14 protein-coding genes and 4 tRNA genes are annotated in these 18,358 nt (G+C 63.7%); all 18 read right to left on the bottom strand.

The annotated features are described in order from the left end of the window. Positions 1-61 precede the first annotated feature (61 nt). Positions 62-4,303 carry a DNA-directed RNA polymerase subunit beta' gene (gene rpoC / locus QTI05_RS11985; protein WP_286624609.1) on the bottom strand — a complete coding sequence of 1,414 codons (4,242 nt, stop codon included), beginning with the start codon at positions 4,301-4,303 and terminating at the stop codon, positions 62-64. Positions 4,304-4,323: 20 nt separating this feature from the next. Beyond that, positions 4,324-8,436, bottom strand: a complete 4,113-nt coding sequence (rpoB, locus tag QTI05_RS11980; protein ID WP_286624607.1) for a DNA-directed RNA polymerase subunit beta — start codon at positions 8,434-8,436, stop codon at positions 4,324-4,326. Positions 8,437-8,731: 295 nt separating this feature from the next. After that, a complete protein-coding gene (gene rplL / locus QTI05_RS11975; RefSeq protein WP_286539805.1) occupies positions 8,732-9,103 on the bottom strand; it encodes a 50S ribosomal protein L7/L12 in 372 nt (123 codons plus the stop codon). A gap of 46 nt (positions 9,104-9,149) precedes the next feature. Then, positions 9,150-9,689: a 50S ribosomal protein L10 gene (gene rplJ / locus QTI05_RS11970; protein ID WP_286539807.1), complete on the bottom strand. Its 540-nt coding sequence runs from the start codon at positions 9,687-9,689 to the stop codon at positions 9,150-9,152. Between the two features lie 252 nt (positions 9,690-9,941). Continuing rightward, positions 9,942-10,640 carry a 50S ribosomal protein L1 gene (gene rplA / locus QTI05_RS11965; protein ID WP_286624606.1) on the bottom strand — a complete coding sequence of 233 codons (699 nt, stop codon included), beginning with the start codon at positions 10,638-10,640 and terminating at the stop codon, positions 9,942-9,944. Further along, positions 10,641-11,072, bottom strand: coding sequence for a 50S ribosomal protein L11 (rplK, locus tag QTI05_RS11960; RefSeq protein WP_286539809.1), 432 nt, complete (start codon positions 11,070-11,072; stop codon positions 10,641-10,643). Between the two features lie 113 nt (positions 11,073-11,185). Further along, a complete protein-coding gene (nusG, locus tag QTI05_RS11955) occupies positions 11,186-11,779 on the bottom strand; it encodes a transcription termination/antitermination protein NusG (protein WP_286539810.1) in 594 nt (197 codons plus the stop codon). Further along, on the bottom strand, positions 11,779-12,162 hold the full coding sequence (gene secE, locus QTI05_RS11950) for a preprotein translocase subunit SecE (RefSeq protein ID WP_286539812.1): 384 nt from the start codon (positions 12,160-12,162) through the stop codon (positions 11,779-11,781). The genes nusG and secE overlap by 1 nt, the downstream gene beginning before the upstream one ends. A gap of 115 nt (positions 12,163-12,277) precedes the next feature. Beyond that, positions 12,278-12,353: transfer RNA gene (locus QTI05_RS11945), tRNA-Trp, on the bottom strand. Positions 12,354-12,359: 6 nt separating this feature from the next. Further along, positions 12,360-13,550, bottom strand: coding sequence for an elongation factor Tu (tuf, locus tag QTI05_RS11940; protein ID WP_286539813.1), 1,191 nt, complete (start codon positions 13,548-13,550; stop codon positions 12,360-12,362). Between the two features lie 104 nt (positions 13,551-13,654). After that, positions 13,655-13,729: transfer RNA gene (locus tag QTI05_RS11935), tRNA-Thr, on the bottom strand. Positions 13,730-13,770: 41 nt separating this feature from the next. Beyond that, positions 13,771-13,844: transfer RNA gene (locus tag QTI05_RS11930), tRNA-Gly, on the bottom strand. Between the two features lie 65 nt (positions 13,845-13,909). Continuing rightward, positions 13,910-13,995, bottom strand: a tRNA-Tyr gene (locus QTI05_RS11925). Between the two features lie 46 nt (positions 13,996-14,041). Then, the gene (locus QTI05_RS11920) at positions 14,042-14,770 is read right to left on the bottom strand and encodes a uracil-DNA glycosylase (protein ID WP_286624604.1); all 729 of its coding nucleotides are present in this window, start codon (positions 14,768-14,770) and stop codon (positions 14,042-14,044) included. 10 nt (positions 14,771-14,780) lie between these two features. Beyond that, positions 14,781-15,581, bottom strand: coding sequence for an indole-3-glycerol phosphate synthase TrpC (trpC, locus tag QTI05_RS11915; RefSeq protein WP_286624603.1), 801 nt, complete (start codon positions 15,579-15,581; stop codon positions 14,781-14,783). Position 15,582: 1 nt separating this feature from the next. Continuing rightward, the gene (gene trpD / locus QTI05_RS11910; protein ID WP_286624601.1) at positions 15,583-16,617 is read right to left on the bottom strand and encodes an anthranilate phosphoribosyltransferase; all 1,035 of its coding nucleotides are present in this window, start codon (positions 16,615-16,617) and stop codon (positions 15,583-15,585) included. A 25-nt stretch (positions 16,618-16,642) separates the two neighbouring features. Beyond that, a complete protein-coding gene (locus tag QTI05_RS11905; RefSeq protein WP_286539817.1) occupies positions 16,643-17,293 on the bottom strand; it encodes a LysE family translocator in 651 nt (216 codons plus the stop codon). Between the two features lie 8 nt (positions 17,294-17,301). Then, entirely contained in the window at positions 17,302-18,354 is a 1,053-nt protein-coding gene (ltaE, locus tag QTI05_RS11900) for a low-specificity L-threonine aldolase (protein ID WP_286624599.1), read from the bottom strand. Between the last annotated feature and the right edge of the window lie 4 nt (positions 18,355-18,358).

Raw genomic sequence — 18,358 nt, 5'->3', positions numbered from 1 at the left:
CCCCGATCCGCAGGCGGAAAGGGGGCGTTTCGGGCCGGTCATGGCCGGGCTGCGCTGCGGGTTATTCGCTCGCAGCACCTTCGTTGGCATCGACCGTGGCCGTCGTGGCCTCGTCGCTGCCAGCCGAGTTGCCAGCCAGCTCGGCGGCTTCGGAGTCGGCAATGGCGCGGCGCTCGGCCTCGTCCATCGCGTCCTTGACCTTGCGCGCCTGGTGGTAGGCCATGCCGGTACCCGCGGGGATCAGGCGGCCAACGATGACGTTTTCCTTCAGGCCGCGCAGCTCGTCGCGCTTGCCCATGATCGCGGCTTCGGTCAGCACCCGCGTGGTTTCCTGGAAGGACGCCGCGGAGATGAACGAGTCGGTCGAGAGCGATGCCTTCGTGATACCGAGCAGCAGGTTGGTGAACGTCGCGGGGATCTTGCCTTCGGCGCGCAGGGCGTCGTTGGTGTTGAGCATTTCGCTGCGTTCGACCTGTTCACCCGAGATGTAGTTGGTGTCGCCGATGTTGTCGACCACGACGCGACGCAGCATCTGGCGAACGATCACCTCGATGTGCTTGTCGTTGATCTTCACACCCTGCAGGCGGTACACGTCCTGCACCTCGTCCACGATGTAGCGCGCCAGTTCTTCCGAACCCAGCAGGCGCAGGATGTCCTGCGGATCGGCCGGGCCGTCGACCACCGACTCGCCCTTGTTCACCACCTGGCCTTCGTGCACCAAAATGTTCTTTTCCTTGAGCACCAGTTCTTCGTGAACCGTGCCTTCCGGATCGGTGATCTGCAGGCGAACCTTGCCCTTGGTTTCTTTGCCGAACGACACGGTACCCGTCATTTCGGCCAGCGTGCCCTTGTCCTTCGGCGAACGGGCTTCGAACAGCTCGGCCACACGCGGCAGACCGCCGGTGATGTCGCGCGTCTTCTGGCCTTCGACCGGAATGCGCGCCAGCACTTCGCCGGGGCCCACGTCCTGGCCGTCGCGGATCTGCACCAGCGAGCCGATCGGGAAGCCGATCGTCACCGAGTGGTCGGTGCCGGGGATCTTCACCTCGGCGCCCGAAGCGTCGATCAGCTTGACCTGCGGACGCACGACCTTGGTGGCGCCGCGGCGCTTCGGATCGATCACGACCAGGGTCGACAGACCGGTCACTTCGTCCACCTGCTTGGCGACGGTGAGGCCTTCTTCGACATTCTCGAAGTGGGTCTTGCCGGCGAACTCGGTGATGATCGGGCGCGTCAGCGGATCCCAGTTGGCGAGCACGTGGCCGGCCTTGATCTGCTGGTCGGCCTTGACGGCCAGGATCGCGCCGTACGGCACCTTGTGACGTTCGCGCTCGCGGCCGTGCTCGTCATGGATGACGATTTCGCCCGAACGCGAGATCACGACCAGCTCGCTCTTGCTGTTGGTCACGTAGCGCATCGTGGCGTTGAAGCCGATCGTGCCGTTCGACTTGGCTTCCACGCTCGAAGCGATGGCAGCGCGCGAGGCGGCACCACCGATGTGGAAGGTCCGCATCGTCAACTGCGTGCCGGGTTCGCCGATCGACTGCGCCGCGATCACACCGACCGCTTCGCCGATGTTGATCAGGCCGCCGCGGCCGAGGTCGCGGCCGTAGCAGGTCGCGCAGATGCCGAAGCGGGTGTCGCAGGTCAGCGCCGTGCGCACCTTGACCTCGTCCACGCCCTGCGCTTCGAGCACTTCGATGTTGTCTTCGTCGAACATCGCGCCGGCAGGCAACAGCACCGAACGGTTTTCCGGGTGCAGCACGTCTTCGGCCGCCGAACGGCCGAGGATTCGGTCGCGCAGCGACTCGATCACTTCACCGCCTTCGACGATCGCGCGCATCAGGTAGCCGCCGTGCGTGCCGCAATCCTGCTCGGTCACCACCAAGTCCTGCGTCACGTCGACCAGACGACGCGTCAGGTAACCCGAGTTCGCCGTCTTCAGCGCCGTGTCGGCCAGACCCTTACGGGCACCGTGGGTGGAGATGAAGTACTCCAGCACGTTCAGGCCTTCGCGGAAGTTCGCGGTAATGGGCGTCTCGATGATCGAGCCGTCGGGCTTGGCCATCAGGCCCCGCATGCCGGCCACCTGGCGGATCTGCGCGGCGGAACCGCGCGCACCCGAGTCGGCCATCATGTAGATCGAGTTGAACGACTCCTGCTCGACTTCCTTGCCGTGGCGGTCGATGACCTTCTGCTTCGACAGCTTGGCCATCATGACCTTCGACACTTCGTCGCCGGCCTTGCCCCAGATGTCCACCACCTTGTTGTAGCGTTCACCGGAGGTCACGAGACCCGAGACGTACTGCTGCTCGATCTCTTTCACTTCCTTGGCCGAACGCTCGATGATGCCGTGCTTTTCAGCGGGCACCAGCATGTCGTCGATGGCGATCGAGATACCGGCCTTGGTTGCCAGACGGAAGCCGTTTTGCAGCAGCTTGTCGGCGAACACGACCGTCTCTTTCAGGCCGCACTTGCGGAACGAGACATTGATGAGCTTCGAGATCTCTTTCTTCTTCAGCGCCTTGTTGATGTTCGAGAACGGCAGGCCCTTCGGCAGGATCTCGGACAGCAGTGCACGGCCCACGGTGGTGTCGACCAGCGAGGTCGACGCCGTGAATTCGCCGGTTTCCTTGTCCTTGGCGTATTCCGTGATGCGCACAGCGATCTTGGCAGTGAGCTCGACCACGTTGGCGTCGAGCGCGCGCTGGACTTCACCGATGTCGGAGAAGATCAGGCCCTCGCCCTTGGCGTTGATGCGGTCGCGGGTCGTGTAGTACAGACCCAGCACCACGTCCTGCGAAGGAACGATCGACGGTTCGCCCGAAGCCGGGAACAGCACGTTGTTGGACGCCAGCATCAGCGTGCGGGCTTCCATCTGCGCTTCCACCGACAGCGGCACGTGGACGGCCATCTGGTCGCCGTCGAAGTCGGCGTTGAATGCCGCGCAAACCAGCGGATGCAGCTGGATCGCCTTGCCTTCGATCAGGATCGGCTCGAACGCCTGGATGCCCAAACGGTGCAGCGTGGGCGCACGGTTCAGCATGACCGGGTGTTCCTTGATCACTTCTTCCAGGATGTCCCAGACCACCGGCGTGCCCGATTCGACTTCCTTCTTGGCAGCCTTGATCGTGGTCGCGATGCCCATGGCTTCGAGGCGCGAGAAGATGAAGGGCTTGAACAGTTCGAGCGCCATCAGCTTCGGCAAGCCGCACTGGTGCAGCTTGAGCGTCGGGCCCACCACGATGACCGAACGGCCCGAGTAGTCGACGCGCTTGCCCAGCAAGTTCTGGCGGAAACGACCGCTCTTGCCCTTGATCATGTCGGCCAGCGACTTGAGCGCACGCTTGTTGGCGCCCGTCATGGCCTTGCCGCGACGGCCGTTGTCCAGCAGCGAGTCCACAGCTTCCTGCAGCATCCGCTTTTCGTTGCGCGCGATGATTTCCGGAGCCTTGAGCTCCAGCAGGCGGCGCAGGCGGCTGTTGCGGTTGATGACGCGGCGATACAGGTCGTTCAGGTCGGAGGTCGCGAAGCGGCCGCCGTCCAGCGGCACCAGCGGACGCAGGTCCGGCGGCAGCACGGGCAGCACGTCGAGCACCATCCAGTTGGGCTTGATGCCCGACTTGCGGAAGGCTTCCAGCACCTTGAGGCGCTTGGAGTTCTTCTTGACCTTGACTTCGGAGCCGGTCAGGTCGCCGCGCAGGCGCTCGATCTCGCTGTCGAGTTCGATGCCTTCGAGCAGATCCTTGATGCCTTCGGCGCCCATCTTGGCGACGAACTCGTCACCGTATTCCTTGCGCTTGGTGTCGTAGTCGTCCTCGGACATGATGTCGCGCTTCTTCAGCGGGGTCATGCCGGGATCGGTGATCACGTAGGCTTCGAAGTACAGCACGCGTTCGATGTCGCGCAGCGTCATGTCGAGCACCAGGCCCAGACGCGACGGCAGCGACTTCAGAAACCAGATGTGCGCGCACGGTGCGGCCAGGTCGATGTGACCCATGCGCTCGCGGCGAACCTTGGTCTGCGTGACTTCAACGCCGCACTTCTCGCAGATGACACCGCGGTGCTTCAGGCGCTTGTACTTGCCGCACAGGCATTCATAGTCCTTGATGGGCCCGAAGATCTTGGCGCAGAACAGGCCGTCGCGTTCGGGCTTGAAGGTGCGGTAGTTGATCGTCTCGGGCTTCTTCACCTCGCCGAAAGACCACGAACGGATCTTCTCGGGCGAAGCCATGCCGATCTTGATGGCATCGAAATGCTCATCGGGCGTGAATTGCTTGAACAGGTCGAGTAATGATTTCATGTGACTCTTTCCTTGTCTGCTTATGAACGTTCGAGTTCGATGTCCAGGCCCAGGGAACGGATTTCCTTGACCAGCACATTGAACGATTCCGGCATGCCGGCTTCGATGGAGTGTTCGCCCTTGACGATGCTTTCGTAGACCTTGGTGCGGCCCACGACGTCATCGGACTTCACCGTCAGCATTTCCTGCAGCACGTAGGCGGCGCCGTAGGCTTCGAGCGCCCACACTTCCATTTCACCGAAGCGCTGGCCACCGAACTGGGCCTTGCCGCCCAGCGGTTGCTGCGTGACCAGCGAGTACGGACCGGTGGAGCGGGCGTGCATCTTGTCGTCGACCAGGTGATGCAGCTTCAGCACGTGCATGTAGCCGACCGTGACGGGCCGCTCGAACTGGTCGCCGGTGCGACCGTCGTACAGGTAGGCCTGCGTGCGCGTGTCGGTCAGGCCCTTGGCCTTGGCGATGTCGTCCGGATAGGCCAGCTTCAGCATGCCGCGGATTTCCTCTTCCGAAGCGCCATCGAACACCGGGGTCGCGAAGGTCGCGCCGGTCGACAGGTTCTCTGCCATTTCGAGCACGTCGGTGTCGCTCAGCTTGCCGAGGTCTTCCTTGCGGCCAGAGCCGTTGTAGAGCTGCTCCATGAACTTGCGCAGCTCGGCCACCTTGGCCTCTTGCTGCAGCAGGTCGCCGATGCGCTGACCGATGCCCTTGCCGGCCCAGCCCAGATGCACTTCGAGCACCTGCCCGACGTTCATCCGCGAAGGCACGCCCAGCGGGTTCAGGCAGATGTCGCACGGCGTGCCGTCGGCCATGTGGGGCATGTCTTCGACCGGAACGATCTTCGACACCACACCCTTGTTGCCGTGGCGGCCGGCCATCTTGTCGCCGGGTTGCAGGCGGCGCTTGACGGCCAGGTAGACCTTGACCATCTTGAGCACGCCCGCAGGCAGCTCGTCGCCCTGCGTGAGCTTCTTGCGCTTTTCTTCGAACATCAGGTCGAAGCTGTGGCGCGTCTGCTCGAGCGAGTTCTTGATCGACTCGAGCTGCGAAGCCGCTTCGTCTTCTGCCGGACGGATGTCGAACCAGTGGAACTTCTCGACCGACGACAGGTAGGCCTTGTCGAGCTTGGTGCCCTTGGCCAGCTTGTTCGGGCCGCCGTTGGCGACCTTGCCGGTCAAGAGCTTCTCGATCCGGTCGAACGCGTCGGCTTCGACGATGCGAAGCTGGTCGTTCAAATCGAGGCGGAAGCGCTTGAGCTCGTCGTCGATGATCTGCTGGGCGCGCTTGTCGCGCGTGATGCCTTCGCGGGTGAACACCTGCACGTCGATCACGGTGCCTTGCGAGCCCTGATCCACACGCAGCGAGGTGTCCTTCACGTCGGAAGCCTTCTCGCCGAAGATGGCGCGCAGCAGCTTCTCTTCAGGCGTCAGCGTGGTCTCACCCTTCGGCGTGACCTTGCCCACCAGCGTGTCGCCCGGCTGCACTTCGGCGCCGACATAAATGATGCCGGATTCGTCGAGGCGGTTGAGCTGCTGCTCGGCCAGGTTCGGGATGTCGCGCGTGATTTCTTCGGCGCCGAGCTTGGTGTCGCGTGCCATCACCACCAGTTCCTCGATGTGGATCGAGGTGTAGCGGTCTTCGGCAACGATGCGTTCCGAGATCAGGATCGAGTCTTCGAAGTTGTAGCCGTTCCACGGCATGAACGCGACCAGCATGTTCTGGCCGAGGGCCAGTTCGCCGAGGTCGGTGGAAGCACCGTCGGCCACCACGTCGCCCTTGGCGATCTTGTCGCCGCGCTTGACGATCGGACGCTGGTGGATGTTGGTGTTCTGGTTCGAACGCTGATACTTGATCAGGTTGTAGATGTCGACACCGACTTCACCGGCCGTGGCTTCGGCGTCGTTGACGCGCACCACGATGCGGGTGGCATCGACGTAGTCGACGATACCGCCGCGCGTGGCCGTGACCACAGTGCCCGAGTCGACCGCCGAGACGCGCTCGATGCCGGTACCGACGAAGGCCTTTTCGGGGCGCAGCACCGGCACGGCCTGACGCTGCATGTTGGCGCCCATCAGCGCGCGGTTTGCATCGTCGTGCTCGAGGAACGGCACCAGCGAAGCAGCCACCGACACGATCTGTGCGGGCGACACGTCCATGTACTGGACGCGCTCGGCGCCGACCAGGATCGATTCGCCGGTTTCGCGCGCCGAGACCAGGTCGCCGGTCAGCTTGCCGTCCTTGTCGAGGGCCGCGTTGGCCTGCGCAATGACGTACTTGCCTTCTTCGATGGCCGACAGGTAGTCGATGTCCATCGTGACCTTGCTGTCGACCACGCGACGGTAGGGCGTCTCGATGAAGCCGTATTCGTTCAGGCGGGCGTACAGGGCCAGCGAGTTGATCAGGCCGATGTTCGGGCCTTCAGGCGTTTCGATCGGGCACACGCGGCCGTAATGGGTGACGTGCACGTCACGCACTTCGAAGCCGGCGCGTTCACGCGTCAGACCGCCCGGGCCAAGGGCCGACACGCGGCGCTTGTGGGTGATTTCGGACAGCGGGTTGGTCTGATCCATGAACTGCGACAGCTGCGAGGCGCCGAAGAATTCCTTCAGGGCGGCCGAGATCGGCTTGCTGTTGATCAGGTCGTGCGGCATCAGCGGCTCTTGCTCCGCCTGGCCCAGACGTTCCTTCACGGCCTTCTCGATACGTGCCAAGCCGGTGCGGTACTGGTTTTCGGCCAGTTCGCCGACGCAACGCACGCGGCGGTTGCCGAGGTGATCGATGTCGTCCACTTCGCCGTTGCCGTTGCGCAGATCCACGAGGATCTTGACCACGGCCAGGATGTCTTCGTTGGTCAGCACCATCGGGCCGGTCGATTCGTCGCGGCCGACCTTGGCGTTGAACTTCATGCGGCCGACGCGTGACAGGTCGTACGTGTCCGGGTTGTAGAACAGGCGCTGGAACAGCGCTTGCACTGCGTCTTCCGTCGGCGGCTCGCCGGGGCGCATCATGCGGTAGATGGCCACGCGGGCTGCGAATTCGTCGACGGTTTCGTCGATGCGCAGCGTTTGCGAGATGTAGGCGCCCTGGTCCAGTTCGTTGGTGTAGATCACCTGAACGTCCTGCACGCCGGCCGTGCGCAGCTTCTTGAGCAGCGCTTCGGTCAGTTCGTCATTGGCCTTGGCCAGGATTTCGCCCGAATCGGTGTCGACGATGTTGCGCGCGATCACGCGGCCGACCAGGAAGTCTTCCGGCACGCTGATGTGCGTGGTTTCGGACTGCTCGAGTTCGCGCGTGTGGCGTGCCGTGACGCGCTTGTCCTTGGCGACCACGACCTTGCCCGACTTGTCGGTGATGTCGAAACGGGCCACTTCGCCGCGCAGGCGCTCGGCGACGAACTCCATCTGGGCGCCGCTGTCCATCAGGCGGAAGTTGTCGTTCACGAAGAAGTTCGCGAGGATCGATTCCGGGTTCAGGCCGATCGCCTTCAGCAGGATCGTGACCGGCATCTTGCGGCGACGGTCGACGCGGAAGTACAGCATGTCCTTCGGGTCGAACTCGAAGTCGAGCCACGAACCGCGATAGGGGATCACGCGGGCCGAGAACAGCAGCTTGCCGCTCGAATGGGTCTTGCCCTTGTCGTGTTCGAAGAACACGCCCGGCGAACGGTGCAGCTGCGACACGATGACGCGCTCGGTACCGTTGATGATGAAGGAACCCTTTTCGGTCATGAGCGGCACTTCGCCCATGTAGACCTCTTGTTCCTTCACTTCCTTGACCACCTTCGACTGCGAGGTCGACGATTCGCGGTCGTAAATGATGAGCTGCACCTTGGCGCGCACGGCCGAGGCGAAGGTCAGGCCGCGGGTCTGGCACTCGCGCACGTCGAAAGCCGGCTTCGCGAGGTTGTACTCGAGGAACTTCATCTCGACAAAACCGTTGTGCGAGACGATCGGGAACGCAGCGTCGAATGCGGCCTGCAGGCCCTCGACGGTGCGTTTTTGCGGGGCGATGCCAGCTTGCAGGAACGCGGTGTACGCGTCTTTCTGCATTTGCAGCAGGTACGGGATTTCAACGACGCTGTCGCGGTTGCCGAAACTTTTTCGGATGCGCTTGCGTTCTGTGTATGAGTAGGCCATGAGAGCTCCGGAGCTTGAGATCTTCAGCGACTTGGGTCGGATGCATACGCACCACTCCTTGGCGGCTGGCCACTACCAGCCGTTGGCGGACGGTGATGCATTGCACATCACCCGAACCAAGGGGTCTTCTGCAGTCGGGGTCAGAAAACACTGGAAAAAAGACTCGAAGAATCGTCTTTCCGGTGTTTCTCCGAACACTTCACCGGTGCCGCAGGCATCGGTGAGGGGCACGCTCTGAAAGCGGCAAAGGCTGGAGGGCCTTTTCAGGCACCTCCAGCCCTTCAAGGCGACTGAATTACTTCAGTTCCACCTTGGCGCCAGCGTCTTCCAGCTTCTTCTTGGCGGCTTCGGCGTCAGCCTTGGACAGGCCTTCCTTGACGGCCTTGGGAGCGGCTTCCACCAGGTCCTTGGCTTCCTTGAGGCCCAGGCCGGTGATTTCGCGCACGGCCTTGATCGCCGAGACCTTGTTCGCGCCTGCATCCATCAGCATGACGTTGAACTCGGTTTGCTCTTCGGCCACGGCGGCGGCAGGGCCGGCAGCAGCAGGGCCTGCCATGGCGGCAGCGCTCACGCCGAACTTCTCTTCGATGGCTTTCACCAGGTCGTTGAGTTCCAGGACCGTCATGCTGTCAAGCGCGGTCAGAAATGCGTCTTTATCGAATGCCATTTTTGTTTCCTAACAATTGGGTTGAAATGTTCAAACGCAAGCCGGCTTATGCGGGCTGCGCGTCGGCTTGCGCCGGTGCATCGGTTGCTGCTGCTTCGCCACCACCACGCTTCGCGGCCAGCGCCGCGAGAACGCGGGCGGTACGGGAAATGGGGGACTGCATCAAGCCCAGCAGCTGCGCCAACAACACTTCCTTCGAAGGGATGCTGGCCAGTTGCTTCACGCCGTTCACGTCCAGGGTCTTGCCACCGAAAGCGCCACCGCGAATCACCAACTTGTCGTTGGTCTTCGCGAAATCGGCCACCACTTTCGCGGCAGCCACGGCGTCGACGGAAAAACCGTAGATCAGCGGACCGGTCATCTGGTCACCGAGGACTTCAAATGCGCTACCAGCGACAGCACGGCGTGCCAGCGTGTTCTTGAACACGCTGAGAGTCACACCCTTGCTGCGCGCTTCGTTGCGCAGTTTGGTCATATCGGCAACCGTGATGCCACGGTATTCCGCCAGAACGAGCGTTTGAGCTTTTGCGGCGAGGCTGGTCACGTCACCGATGACCGCTTCTTTCTCACTGCGATTCAGACTCAAGGTCTACTCCTTTTAATGCGCCCTCCGGCCAGAGCCTCGGGACGCGCTACATGCAGCGACCAACCGTTCAGGAAACAAATCCTTTGCAGCGGGATCGCCATCTGCGCTGATTGCCCTGTGCGATGACAGTGCGATTAAGTACAGGCTGCCCTGCACACCAGCGGTCTTGGATGGCTCGCGGCGACCGAAGACGCCACGACCCACCACATCGCCCCACCGTTTGACCGACGGGGCAAATTACTTACTACTTCTTCAGCTCGCCGAAATGGTTTGCGTGTCCACGCGGACACCCACACCCATGGTCGACGACACTGCCACCTTGCGCAGGTAGACACCCTTGCTGGTGGCCGGCTTGGCCTTGACCAGCGCTTCGATCAGCGCAGCCAGATTGCCTTGCAGCTTGTCGGTGTCGAAGGAACGACGGCCGATCGTGCCGTGCACGATGCCGGCCTTGTCGACGCGGAACTGCACCTGGCCGGCCTTGGCGTTGCGAACTGCCTGGGCGACGTCCGGCGTGACCGTGCCAACCTTGGGGTTGGGCATCAGGCCGCGCGGGCCGAGGATCTGGCCGAGAGTACCGACCACGCGCATGGCGTCCGGCGCGGCGATGACCACGTCGAAAGGCATGTCGCCCGCCTTGACCATCGCAGCCAGGTCGTCCATGCCGACGATGTCGGCACCGGCGGCCTTGGCTTCTTCAGCCTTTGCGCCCTGGGCGAACACAGCCACGCGCTTGGTCTTGCCGGTGCCATTGGGCATCACGACGGCGCCACGCACCACTTGGTCCGACTTCTTGGCATCGATGCCGAGTTGCACGGCCACGTCGATCGATTCGTCGAACTTGGCGGTGGCGGCTTCCTTGATGATGCCGATCGCGTCGACCAGCGGATACAGCTTGTTGCTGTCAACCTTGCCGGTGAGCGCTTTTTGCTTCTTGGTCAGCTTGGACATTTAAACGCCCTCCACAGTCACACCCATCGAGCGGGCAGTTCCGGCGATGGTTCGAACGGCCGCATCCATATCGGCTGCGGTCAGGTCCTTCATCTTGGTCTTGGCGATCTCTTCGAGCTGGGCGCGCGTGATCTTGCCGACCTTGTCGGTGTGCGGACGGGCCGAGCCCTTGTCCAGCTTGATGGCCTTCTTGATCAGGACGCCGGCCGGCGGCGACTTGATCATGAAAGTGAAGCTCTTGTCCGCGAAGGCGGTGATGATCACCGGCAGCGGCAGACCGGGCTCGACGCCCTGGGTCTGGGCGTTGAACGCCTTGCAGAACTCCATGATGTTCAAACCGCGCTGACCCAGTGCGGGGCCGATCGGCGGTGACGGGTTGGCCTTACCAGCTGGCACTTGCAGCTTGATGAAGCCGACGATTTTTTTCGCCATGACTTACTCCTTGCGGGTGATGACGCCTTGGCTTTCGCCGCAGCTCCCCGGGGGTTAACGACTCTTGGAACCTGCCTGCGCGCCGAGCCGGAAATGCGCGCAGTGTTTGAAACTCAGGTTTTCTCGACTTCGGAGAAGCCAAGCTCCACCGGCGTGGCGCGGCCGAAAATCATGACCGACACGCGCACCTTGTTCTTCTCGTAGTTGACGTCTTCGATCGTGCCGTTGAAGTCCGTGAACGGGCCTTCCTTGACGCGCACGAACTCGCCCACCACGAACTCGACCTTGTGGCGCGGCTTTTCAGTGCCCTGCTGCATCTGGTTGACGATGTCTTCGACTTCCTTCTGCGAAATCGGGGCCGGGCGATTCTTGGCGCCACCGACGAAACCGGTCACCTTGTTGGTGTGCTTCACCAGGTGCCAGCTCTCGTCGTCCATGATCATTTCGACCAGCACGTAGCCCGGGAAGAAGCGGCGTTCGGTGGTGCGCTTCTGGCCGTTCTTGATCTCGACCACTTCTTCGGTCGGCACCAGGATGCGGCCGAACTTGTCCTGCATGCCGGCGCGCGTGATGCGCTCGACGATGTTGCGCTCGACCGCCTTTTCCATGCCCGAGTAGGCATGGACCACGTACCAGCGCAGATCCGGATTGGCGGGCGGCGGCATGGCCGACGTCACTTCTGCAGACACTTCAACTTCTTCGGTCATTACTTTCTCCAACCCAGAATGAGGTCAAAAAACACCCATTCGAGGGTCTTGTCGGTGAGCCAAAGGAAGATCGACATGACCACGACGAACACGAACACGTAGGCGGTCATCTGGATGGCCTCCTTGCGCGTCGGCCAGACCACCTTGCGCACTTCGCGCCAGGAGTCGCGGCCAAAAGCCACCAGTTGACGGCCGTTCTCGGAGCTCACAAAAGCGCCGACCGCCACCGCCAGACCCACCAGCAAGGCAGCCCACTGCACCAGCGGGCCCTGGCGCGAGAGCAGGTAGAACGCCACGATGGCGCCCACCGCCAACACCACTGCCGCAGCCAACTTGGCCTTGTCAGCGCCGGTGCTCACGGTTTCGATTTGAGAAGTAGCCATCTTGGGCGGATTTCCTGCGGCCTTTCGGCCTTCAATTCAACGCAACGTCCTGAGACGCCGAAGCCCGTCGTGGGTACGACGGGCTTTTTGCCTTGCTCACAACACCACCGTCAGGTGGCAGGGGCAGTAGGAATCGAACCTACAACCTTCGGTTTTGGAGACCGACGCTCTGCCAATTGAGCTATACCCCTCCGTGATCAGGCGAGGATCTTTGCCACGACACCCGAGCCGACCGTCTTGCCGCCTTCACGGATGGCGAAGCGCAGGCCTTCTTCCATCGCGATCGGGTTGATCAGCTTGACGGTGATGCTCACGTTGTCGCCGGGCATGACCATTTCCTTGTCGGTCGGCAGCTCGATCGCGCCGGTCACGTCCGTCGTGCGGAAGTAGAACTGCGGACGGTAGTTGTTGAAGAACGGCGTGTGACGGCCGCCTTCGTCCTTGCTCAGCACATAGACTTCAGCGGTGAAGTGCGTGTGCGGCTTGATCGAACCCGGCTTGCACAGCACTTGGCCGCGCTCGACTTCTTCGCGCTTGGTGCCGCGCAGCAGCACGCCCACGTTGTCGCCAGCTTGACCTTGGTCCAGCAGCTTGCGGAACATTTCCACGCCGGTGCAGGTGGTCTTGACGGTCGGGCGGATGCCGACGATCTCGATTTCCTCGCCAACCTTGATCACGCCACGCTCGACAGCGCCGGTCACCACGGTGCCGCGACCCGAGATCGAGAACACGTCTTCCACGGGCATCAGGAAGGTGCCGTCCACGGCGCGCTCGGGCGTCGGGATGTAGGTGTCGAGTGCTTCGGCCAGCTTCATGATGGCTTCTTCGCCCAGCTTGCCCTTGTCGCCTTCGAGAGCGAGCTTGGCCGAGCCGTGGATGATCGGGGTGTCGTCGCCCGGGAACTCGTACTTGTCCAGGAGTTCGCGCACTTCCATTTCGACCAGCTCGAGCAGCTCGGCGTCGTCCACCATGTCGCACTTGTTCAGGAAGACGATGATGTAACCCACACCGACCTGGCGGGCCAGCAGGATGTGTTCACGGGTCTGGGGCATCGGGCCGTCAGCGGCCGAGCACACCAAGATGGCGCCGTCCATCTGGGCGGCGCCGGTGATCATGTTCTTTACATAGTCAGCGTGGCCGGGGCAGTCGACGTGTGCGTAGTGGCGGTTGGCCGTTTCGTATTCGACGTGCGCGGTGTTGATCGTGATGCCGCGGGCCTTTTCTTCAGGGGCCGCGTCGATCTGGTCGTACGCCTTGGCTTCGCCGCCGAACTTGGCCGACAGCACCGTCGCAATCGCCGCCGTCAGCGTGGTCTTGCCGTGGTCAACGTGACCGATCGTGCCCACGTTCACGTGCGGCTTGGTGCGGGTGAATTTACCTTTTGCCATTTTCTCGACTCCGAAAAATAACTAGATCAACAGACTGACATGGGGCCGCGTCGTCGAAATGACAAGCCGCCAACCCGGTGCAAACTCTCAGCCGCACCCTGAAATGGTGCCCTTTGCGGGAATCGGACCCGCGACCTCTCCCTTACCAAGGGAGTGCTCTACCACTGAGCCAAAAGGGCTTTTGTCTAACCATCGCTTTTCCGGCGCTGAACCGAGTCTCTGGAGCGGGAGACGGGAATCGAACCCGCGTCATCAGCTTGGAAGGCTGGGGTTCTACCATTGAACTACTCCCGCATCAGGGGCACTTCAAGGCACCCAAAGCGCTAGATCCAATCGCTCTTAGAAACCAAATTCATCGCTGGTGGAGAGGGCTGGATTCGAACCAGCGTACTCGTAAGAGGGCAGATTTACAGTCTGCTGCCATTAACCACTCGGCCACCTCTCCGGCGAACCTCGGAATATAGCACGGTTGCCGCACCCCGTCGACCGGTTCAGCCGGGATTTTGCACCGCGCCGGTGCCCTGCGCTTCCCGCCAGGCGCGCGCCTGCCCGAAATGGCCGCAACCGATGAACGGCGCCGGCGGCCGCAGGGCGGACAGCGGCGAGGGGTGATTGGCGGTCAGCACCTTGTGGCGCTTCATGTCGATCAGCGCGCGTTTGCTCTGGGCATGCGAGCCCCAGAGCATGAAAACCACGGGCCGCTCGCCCTGCGCGACGTGGCGGATCACCGCGTCGGTCAGCACCTCCCAGCCGCGGCCGGCATGGCTGGCGGGCTGGGCCTCCTCGACCGTGAGGCAGGTGTTGAGCAGCAGCACGCCGTTTTTCGCCCACTTGACGAGGCTGCCGCCCGGATTCGGGAACGGCGGCGGGGCCGTACCGAGGTCGCGCGCGAGTTCCTTGAAGATGTTGCGCAGCGACGGCGGCAGCGCCACGCCGGGTGCGACCGAAAAGGCCAGCCCCTCGGCCTGGCCGCGGCCGTGGTACGGGTCCTGGCCCAGGATGACCACCCGTACCTGCTCGGGCGGCGTGAGTTCGAGGGCGCGCAGCGGCTGTGGCGGAAAAATCACAGCGCCGGCGTCGAGCCGCTCGCCCAGAAAGCCCAGCAGCTTCTGCCCGACCGCGCTGCCGAAGAAATCGGCCACCAGCGGCTGCCAGCCGGGCGCGACGGGCCAGTCCGAAGGGTTGTTGCTCGCCAGTTGGTCGCCACGAACTTCAGGCATGGCCGGCCTTTCAGCGAAACAAGGCGGCGAGCGCGTCGCCCGGCTCGTCGGCGCGCATGAAGGCCTCGCCGACCAGGAAGGCGTGAATCCCGGCCGCGCGCAGCGCAGCGACATCCTCGCGCGTGGCAATGCCCGATTCGGTGACGAGCAACCGGTCGGCCGGCAATTTGGGCAACAGGTCGATCGTGGTCCGGATCGACACCTCGAAGTTGCGCAGGTTGCGGTTGTTCACGCCGACCAACGGCGTCTTGAGCCGCAGCGCGCGTTCGAGTTCGGCCGCGTCGTGCACCTCGACCAGCACCGCCATGCCCAGCCCGAGCGCGATGGCTTCGAAGTCCTTCATCTGTGCGTCGTCGAGCACGGCGGCGATCAGCAGGATCGCGTCGGCGCCGATCGCGCGCGATTCGTAGATCTGCCACGCATCGACCATGAAATCCTTGCGCAGCACCGGCAACTCGCACGAGGCGCGCGCCTGCTTGAGAAAGTCGATGCTGCCCTGGAAGAACTGCTTGTCGGTCAGCACCGAAAGGCAGGCCGCGCTGACCGTGCCGTCGCCCTCGGCGTAGCTCTGCGCGATGTCGGCCGGGATGAAGTCGGTGCGGATCACGCCCTTGCTCGGGCTCGCCTTCTTGACCTCCGCGATCACCGCGGCCTGGCCCGCTGCAATCTTGCCGCGCAGGGCGCCGACGAAGTCGCGCGTGAGCACGCGGCTCTCGGCGTCGAAGCGGATCGCATCGAGCGGCGTGCGCTGCTTCAGCGCCGCCACTTCCTGGTGTTTGACGGCAACGATCTTGTCGAGGATGTCGGCCATGTCAGTTCGCTCCTGCCGCCGTCGTGGCCTTGACCAGTGCAGCCAGCTTGGCCTTCGCCGCGCCGGATTCGATCGCTGCGCGGGCCTTGTCGACGCCGGCCGCCACCGAGTCGACCACGTTCGCCGCATACAGCGCCGCGCCGGCGTTGAGCACCACGATGTCGCGCGCCGCGCCGGGCTGGTTGTCGAGCACGCCCAACAGCATGGCCATCGATTGCTCGGGCGTTTCCACGCGCAACGCACGGTTGCTGGACATCGCGAAGCCGAAGTCTTCCGGGTGCAGTTCGTACTCGCGGATTTCGCCGTTCTTGAGTTCGCCGACCAGCGTGGCTGCGCCCAGCGAGATCTCGTCCATGCCATCGCGCCCGTAAACCACCAAGGCATGCTCGGTACCGAGCCGCTGTAACGCGCGCACCTGGATGCCGACCAGGTCGGCATGGAACACGCCCATCAGCATGTTCGGTGCGCCGGCCGGGTTGGTCAGCGGGCCGAGGATGTTGAAGATGGTCTTGATGCCCAGCTCCTTGCGCACCGGCGCCACGTTCTTCATCGCCGGGTGATGGTTCGGCGCGAACATGAAGCCGATGCCGACGTCTTCTATGCACTTCGCGATCTGATCCGGCTTGAGGTTGATGTTGACGCCGAGCGACTCCAGCACATCGGCGCTGCCCGACTTGCTCGACACGCTGCGCCCGCCGTGCTTGCTGACCTTGGCACCCGCCGCAGCCGCGACGAACATCGAGCAGGTCGAGATGTTGAAAGTGTGCGAACCGTCGCCACCCGTACCGACGATGTCGACGAGGTGGGTGGTGTCGGTCACCGGCACCTTGGTCGACACCTCGCGCATCACCTGCGCAGCGGCGGTGATCTCGCCGATGGTTTCCTTCTTGACGCGCAGGCCGGTGATCAGCGCGGCCATCATCACGGGCGAGCATTCGCCACTCATGATGAGCCGCACGATGTGCAGCATCTCGTCGTGGAAGACCTCGCGGTGCTCGATGGTGCGCTGCAGCGCTTCCTGCGGGGTGATGGGCATGGTGTGTCTCCTTGAATGAGTAGCGTCAGCGCGCAGCGGGCGCGTCGGACAGGGCCAGCTTGATGCCGAACCCGATGAACAGCGCGCCGGCCACGCGATCGAGCCAGTGCAGGCCCTTTTGCACCGCGCTGCGGCGCGCCATCCAGGCGCCGGCCAGCGCCCAGCCTGAGTTCACGGGAATGGCATTGAGGTTGAACAGCACGCCGAGCAGCACGAAGGCCAGCGCCTTGTTGCCGGCGTCGGGCGCAATGAACTGCGGCACGAAGGCAAGGAAGAACAGCGCGACCTTCGGGTTCAGCACGTTGGTCCAGAAGCCGCCCATGAAGACGGCCCGCAGGCTGCGTGCTTCGCCAGCGGCGGCCATCGCCGCGAGATCGGCCGCCGGGGGCGTCTTCGACAGCACCATGCGGATGCCCATGTACAACAGGTAGGCCGCACCGATGTACTTGAGCAGGGTGAACGCATGAACCGAGGTCGCGAGCAGCGTGCCCACGCCCAGCGCGGCCGCGCCGATGTGCACGAAGCAGCCTGCGGTGATGCCGAGCCCTGCCACGATGCCGGCGCGTGCGCCCGAGCGCAGTGCGTTCGTCACGATATAGAACACGTCCGGGCCGGGCGTCAGGTTCAGCAGCCAGCCGGCCGCGATGAAGACCAGCAGATGCGAAAGATCGGGCATGGCGTCGTTCAACCCTGGAAGAAGCCGCGGATTGCACGCACGGCGCGATCGACGCCGGCGGCATCGACGTCCAGGTGCGTGACGAAGCGCAGCTTGTACAAGCCGGTGGCGAGGATGCGTTGCTCGCCGAGATAAGCCATGAGCGCGGCCGAGCGCGCCTTGGCCGCGCCTTCGAGGTCGACGAAGACGATGTTGGTTTGCGGCGGCTCGACCACGAAGCCGTCGATGCCGGCCAGGCCGCTTGCAAGGCGTTGTGCCAGCGCGTGATCGTCGGCCAGGCGCTCGACGTGATGGTCCAGCGCATGCGACGCCGCTGCCGCCAGCAGTCCGGCTTGGCGCATGCCGCCACCCGCCATCTTGCGGATGCGGTGCGCGCGCGCGATGAACTCGCGCGACCCGCAAAGCGCCGAGCCGATCGGCGCACCCAGGCCCTTGCTGAAGCAGACCGAGACGCTGTCGAAGCATTGTGCGATGCGGCGGGCCTCGGCGCGGGCATCGCTGCCCGCGCCCGCAGCTTGTGCGACGGCCGCGTTGAAGAGGCGCGCGCCGTCGAGATGGCATTGCAGGCCCCTCGACTTCGCCAACGCGGTCGCGGCCTGCACGTAGCCGAACGGCAACAGCCTGCCCCCCAGCGTGTTCTCCAGCGCGAGCAGTTTGGTGCGCGCAAAGTGCGCATCGTCGGGCTTGATCGCGGCCTCGATCTGCGCGAGCGGCAGCGTGCCGTCGGCCGCGTGATCGAGCGGCTGGGGCTGCACGCTGCCGAACACCGCGGCGCCGCCGCCTTCCCAGCGGTAACAGTGCGCCATCTGGCCCACGATGTACTCGTCGCCGCGACCACAGTGCGACAGGATCGCGCACAGGTTGCTCTGCGTGCCGGTCGGCACGAACAGCGCCGCCTCGAAGCCGAGCATGGTGGCGATCTTGTCCTGCAGCGCGTTGACGCTCGGGTCGGTGCCGAACACGTCGTCGCCGAGCGGTGCCGCGGCCATGGCGGCGCGCATCGCGGGGGTCGGCTGCGTGACGGTGTCGCTGCGCAGGTCGACCGTGGTTTCGTGGGTCATCTTC

This window comes from Variovorax fucosicus (assembly GCF_030316825.1).
GTDB lineage: Bacteria > Pseudomonadota > Gammaproteobacteria > Burkholderiales > Burkholderiaceae_C > Variovorax > Variovorax fucosicus.
This window is presented reverse-complemented; position numbering and strand designations above follow the sequence as displayed.

What these genes read in the sequence shown, in the direction of transcription:
- rpoC (WP_286624609.1), bottom strand. Translation starts at nt 4,303, where the DNA reads ATGAAATCATTACTCGACCTGTTCAAGCAATTCACGCCCGATGAGCAT.
- rpoB (WP_286624607.1), bottom strand. Translation starts at nt 8,436, where the DNA reads ATGGCCTACTCATACACAGAACGCAAGCGCATCCGAAAAAGTTTCGGC.
- rplL (WP_286539805.1), bottom strand. Translation starts at nt 9,103, where the DNA reads ATGGCATTCGATAAAGACGCATTTCTGACCGCGCTTGACAGCATGACG.
- rplA (WP_286624606.1), bottom strand. Translation starts at nt 10,640, where the DNA reads ATGTCCAAGCTGACCAAGAAGCAAAAAGCGCTCACCGGCAAGGTTGAC.
- rplK (WP_286539809.1), bottom strand. Translation starts at nt 11,072, where the DNA reads ATGGCGAAAAAAATCGTCGGCTTCATCAAGCTGCAAGTGCCAGCTGGT.
- nusG (WP_286539810.1), bottom strand. Translation starts at nt 11,779, where the DNA reads ATGACCGAAGAAGTTGAAGTGTCTGCAGAAGTGACGTCGGCCATGCCG.
- secE (WP_286539812.1), bottom strand. Translation starts at nt 12,162, where the DNA reads ATGGCTACTTCTCAAATCGAAACCGTGAGCACCGGCGCTGACAAGGCC.
- tuf (WP_286539813.1), bottom strand. Translation starts at nt 13,550, where the DNA reads ATGGCAAAAGGTAAATTCACCCGCACCAAGCCGCACGTGAACGTGGGC.
- QTI05_RS11920 (WP_286624604.1), bottom strand. Translation starts at nt 14,770, where the DNA reads ATGCCTGAAGTTCGTGGCGACCAACTGGCGAGCAACAACCCTTCGGAC.
- trpC (WP_286624603.1), bottom strand. Translation starts at nt 15,581, where the DNA reads ATGGCCGACATCCTCGACAAGATCGTTGCCGTCAAACACCAGGAAGTG.
- trpD (WP_286624601.1), bottom strand. Translation starts at nt 16,617, where the DNA reads ATGCCCATCACCCCGCAGGAAGCGCTGCAGCGCACCATCGAGCACCGC.
- QTI05_RS11905 (WP_286539817.1), bottom strand. Translation starts at nt 17,293, where the DNA reads ATGCCCGATCTTTCGCATCTGCTGGTCTTCATCGCGGCCGGCTGGCTG.
- ltaE (WP_286624599.1), bottom strand. Translation starts at nt 18,354, where the DNA reads ATGACCCACGAAACCACGGTCGACCTGCGCAGCGACACCGTCACGCAG.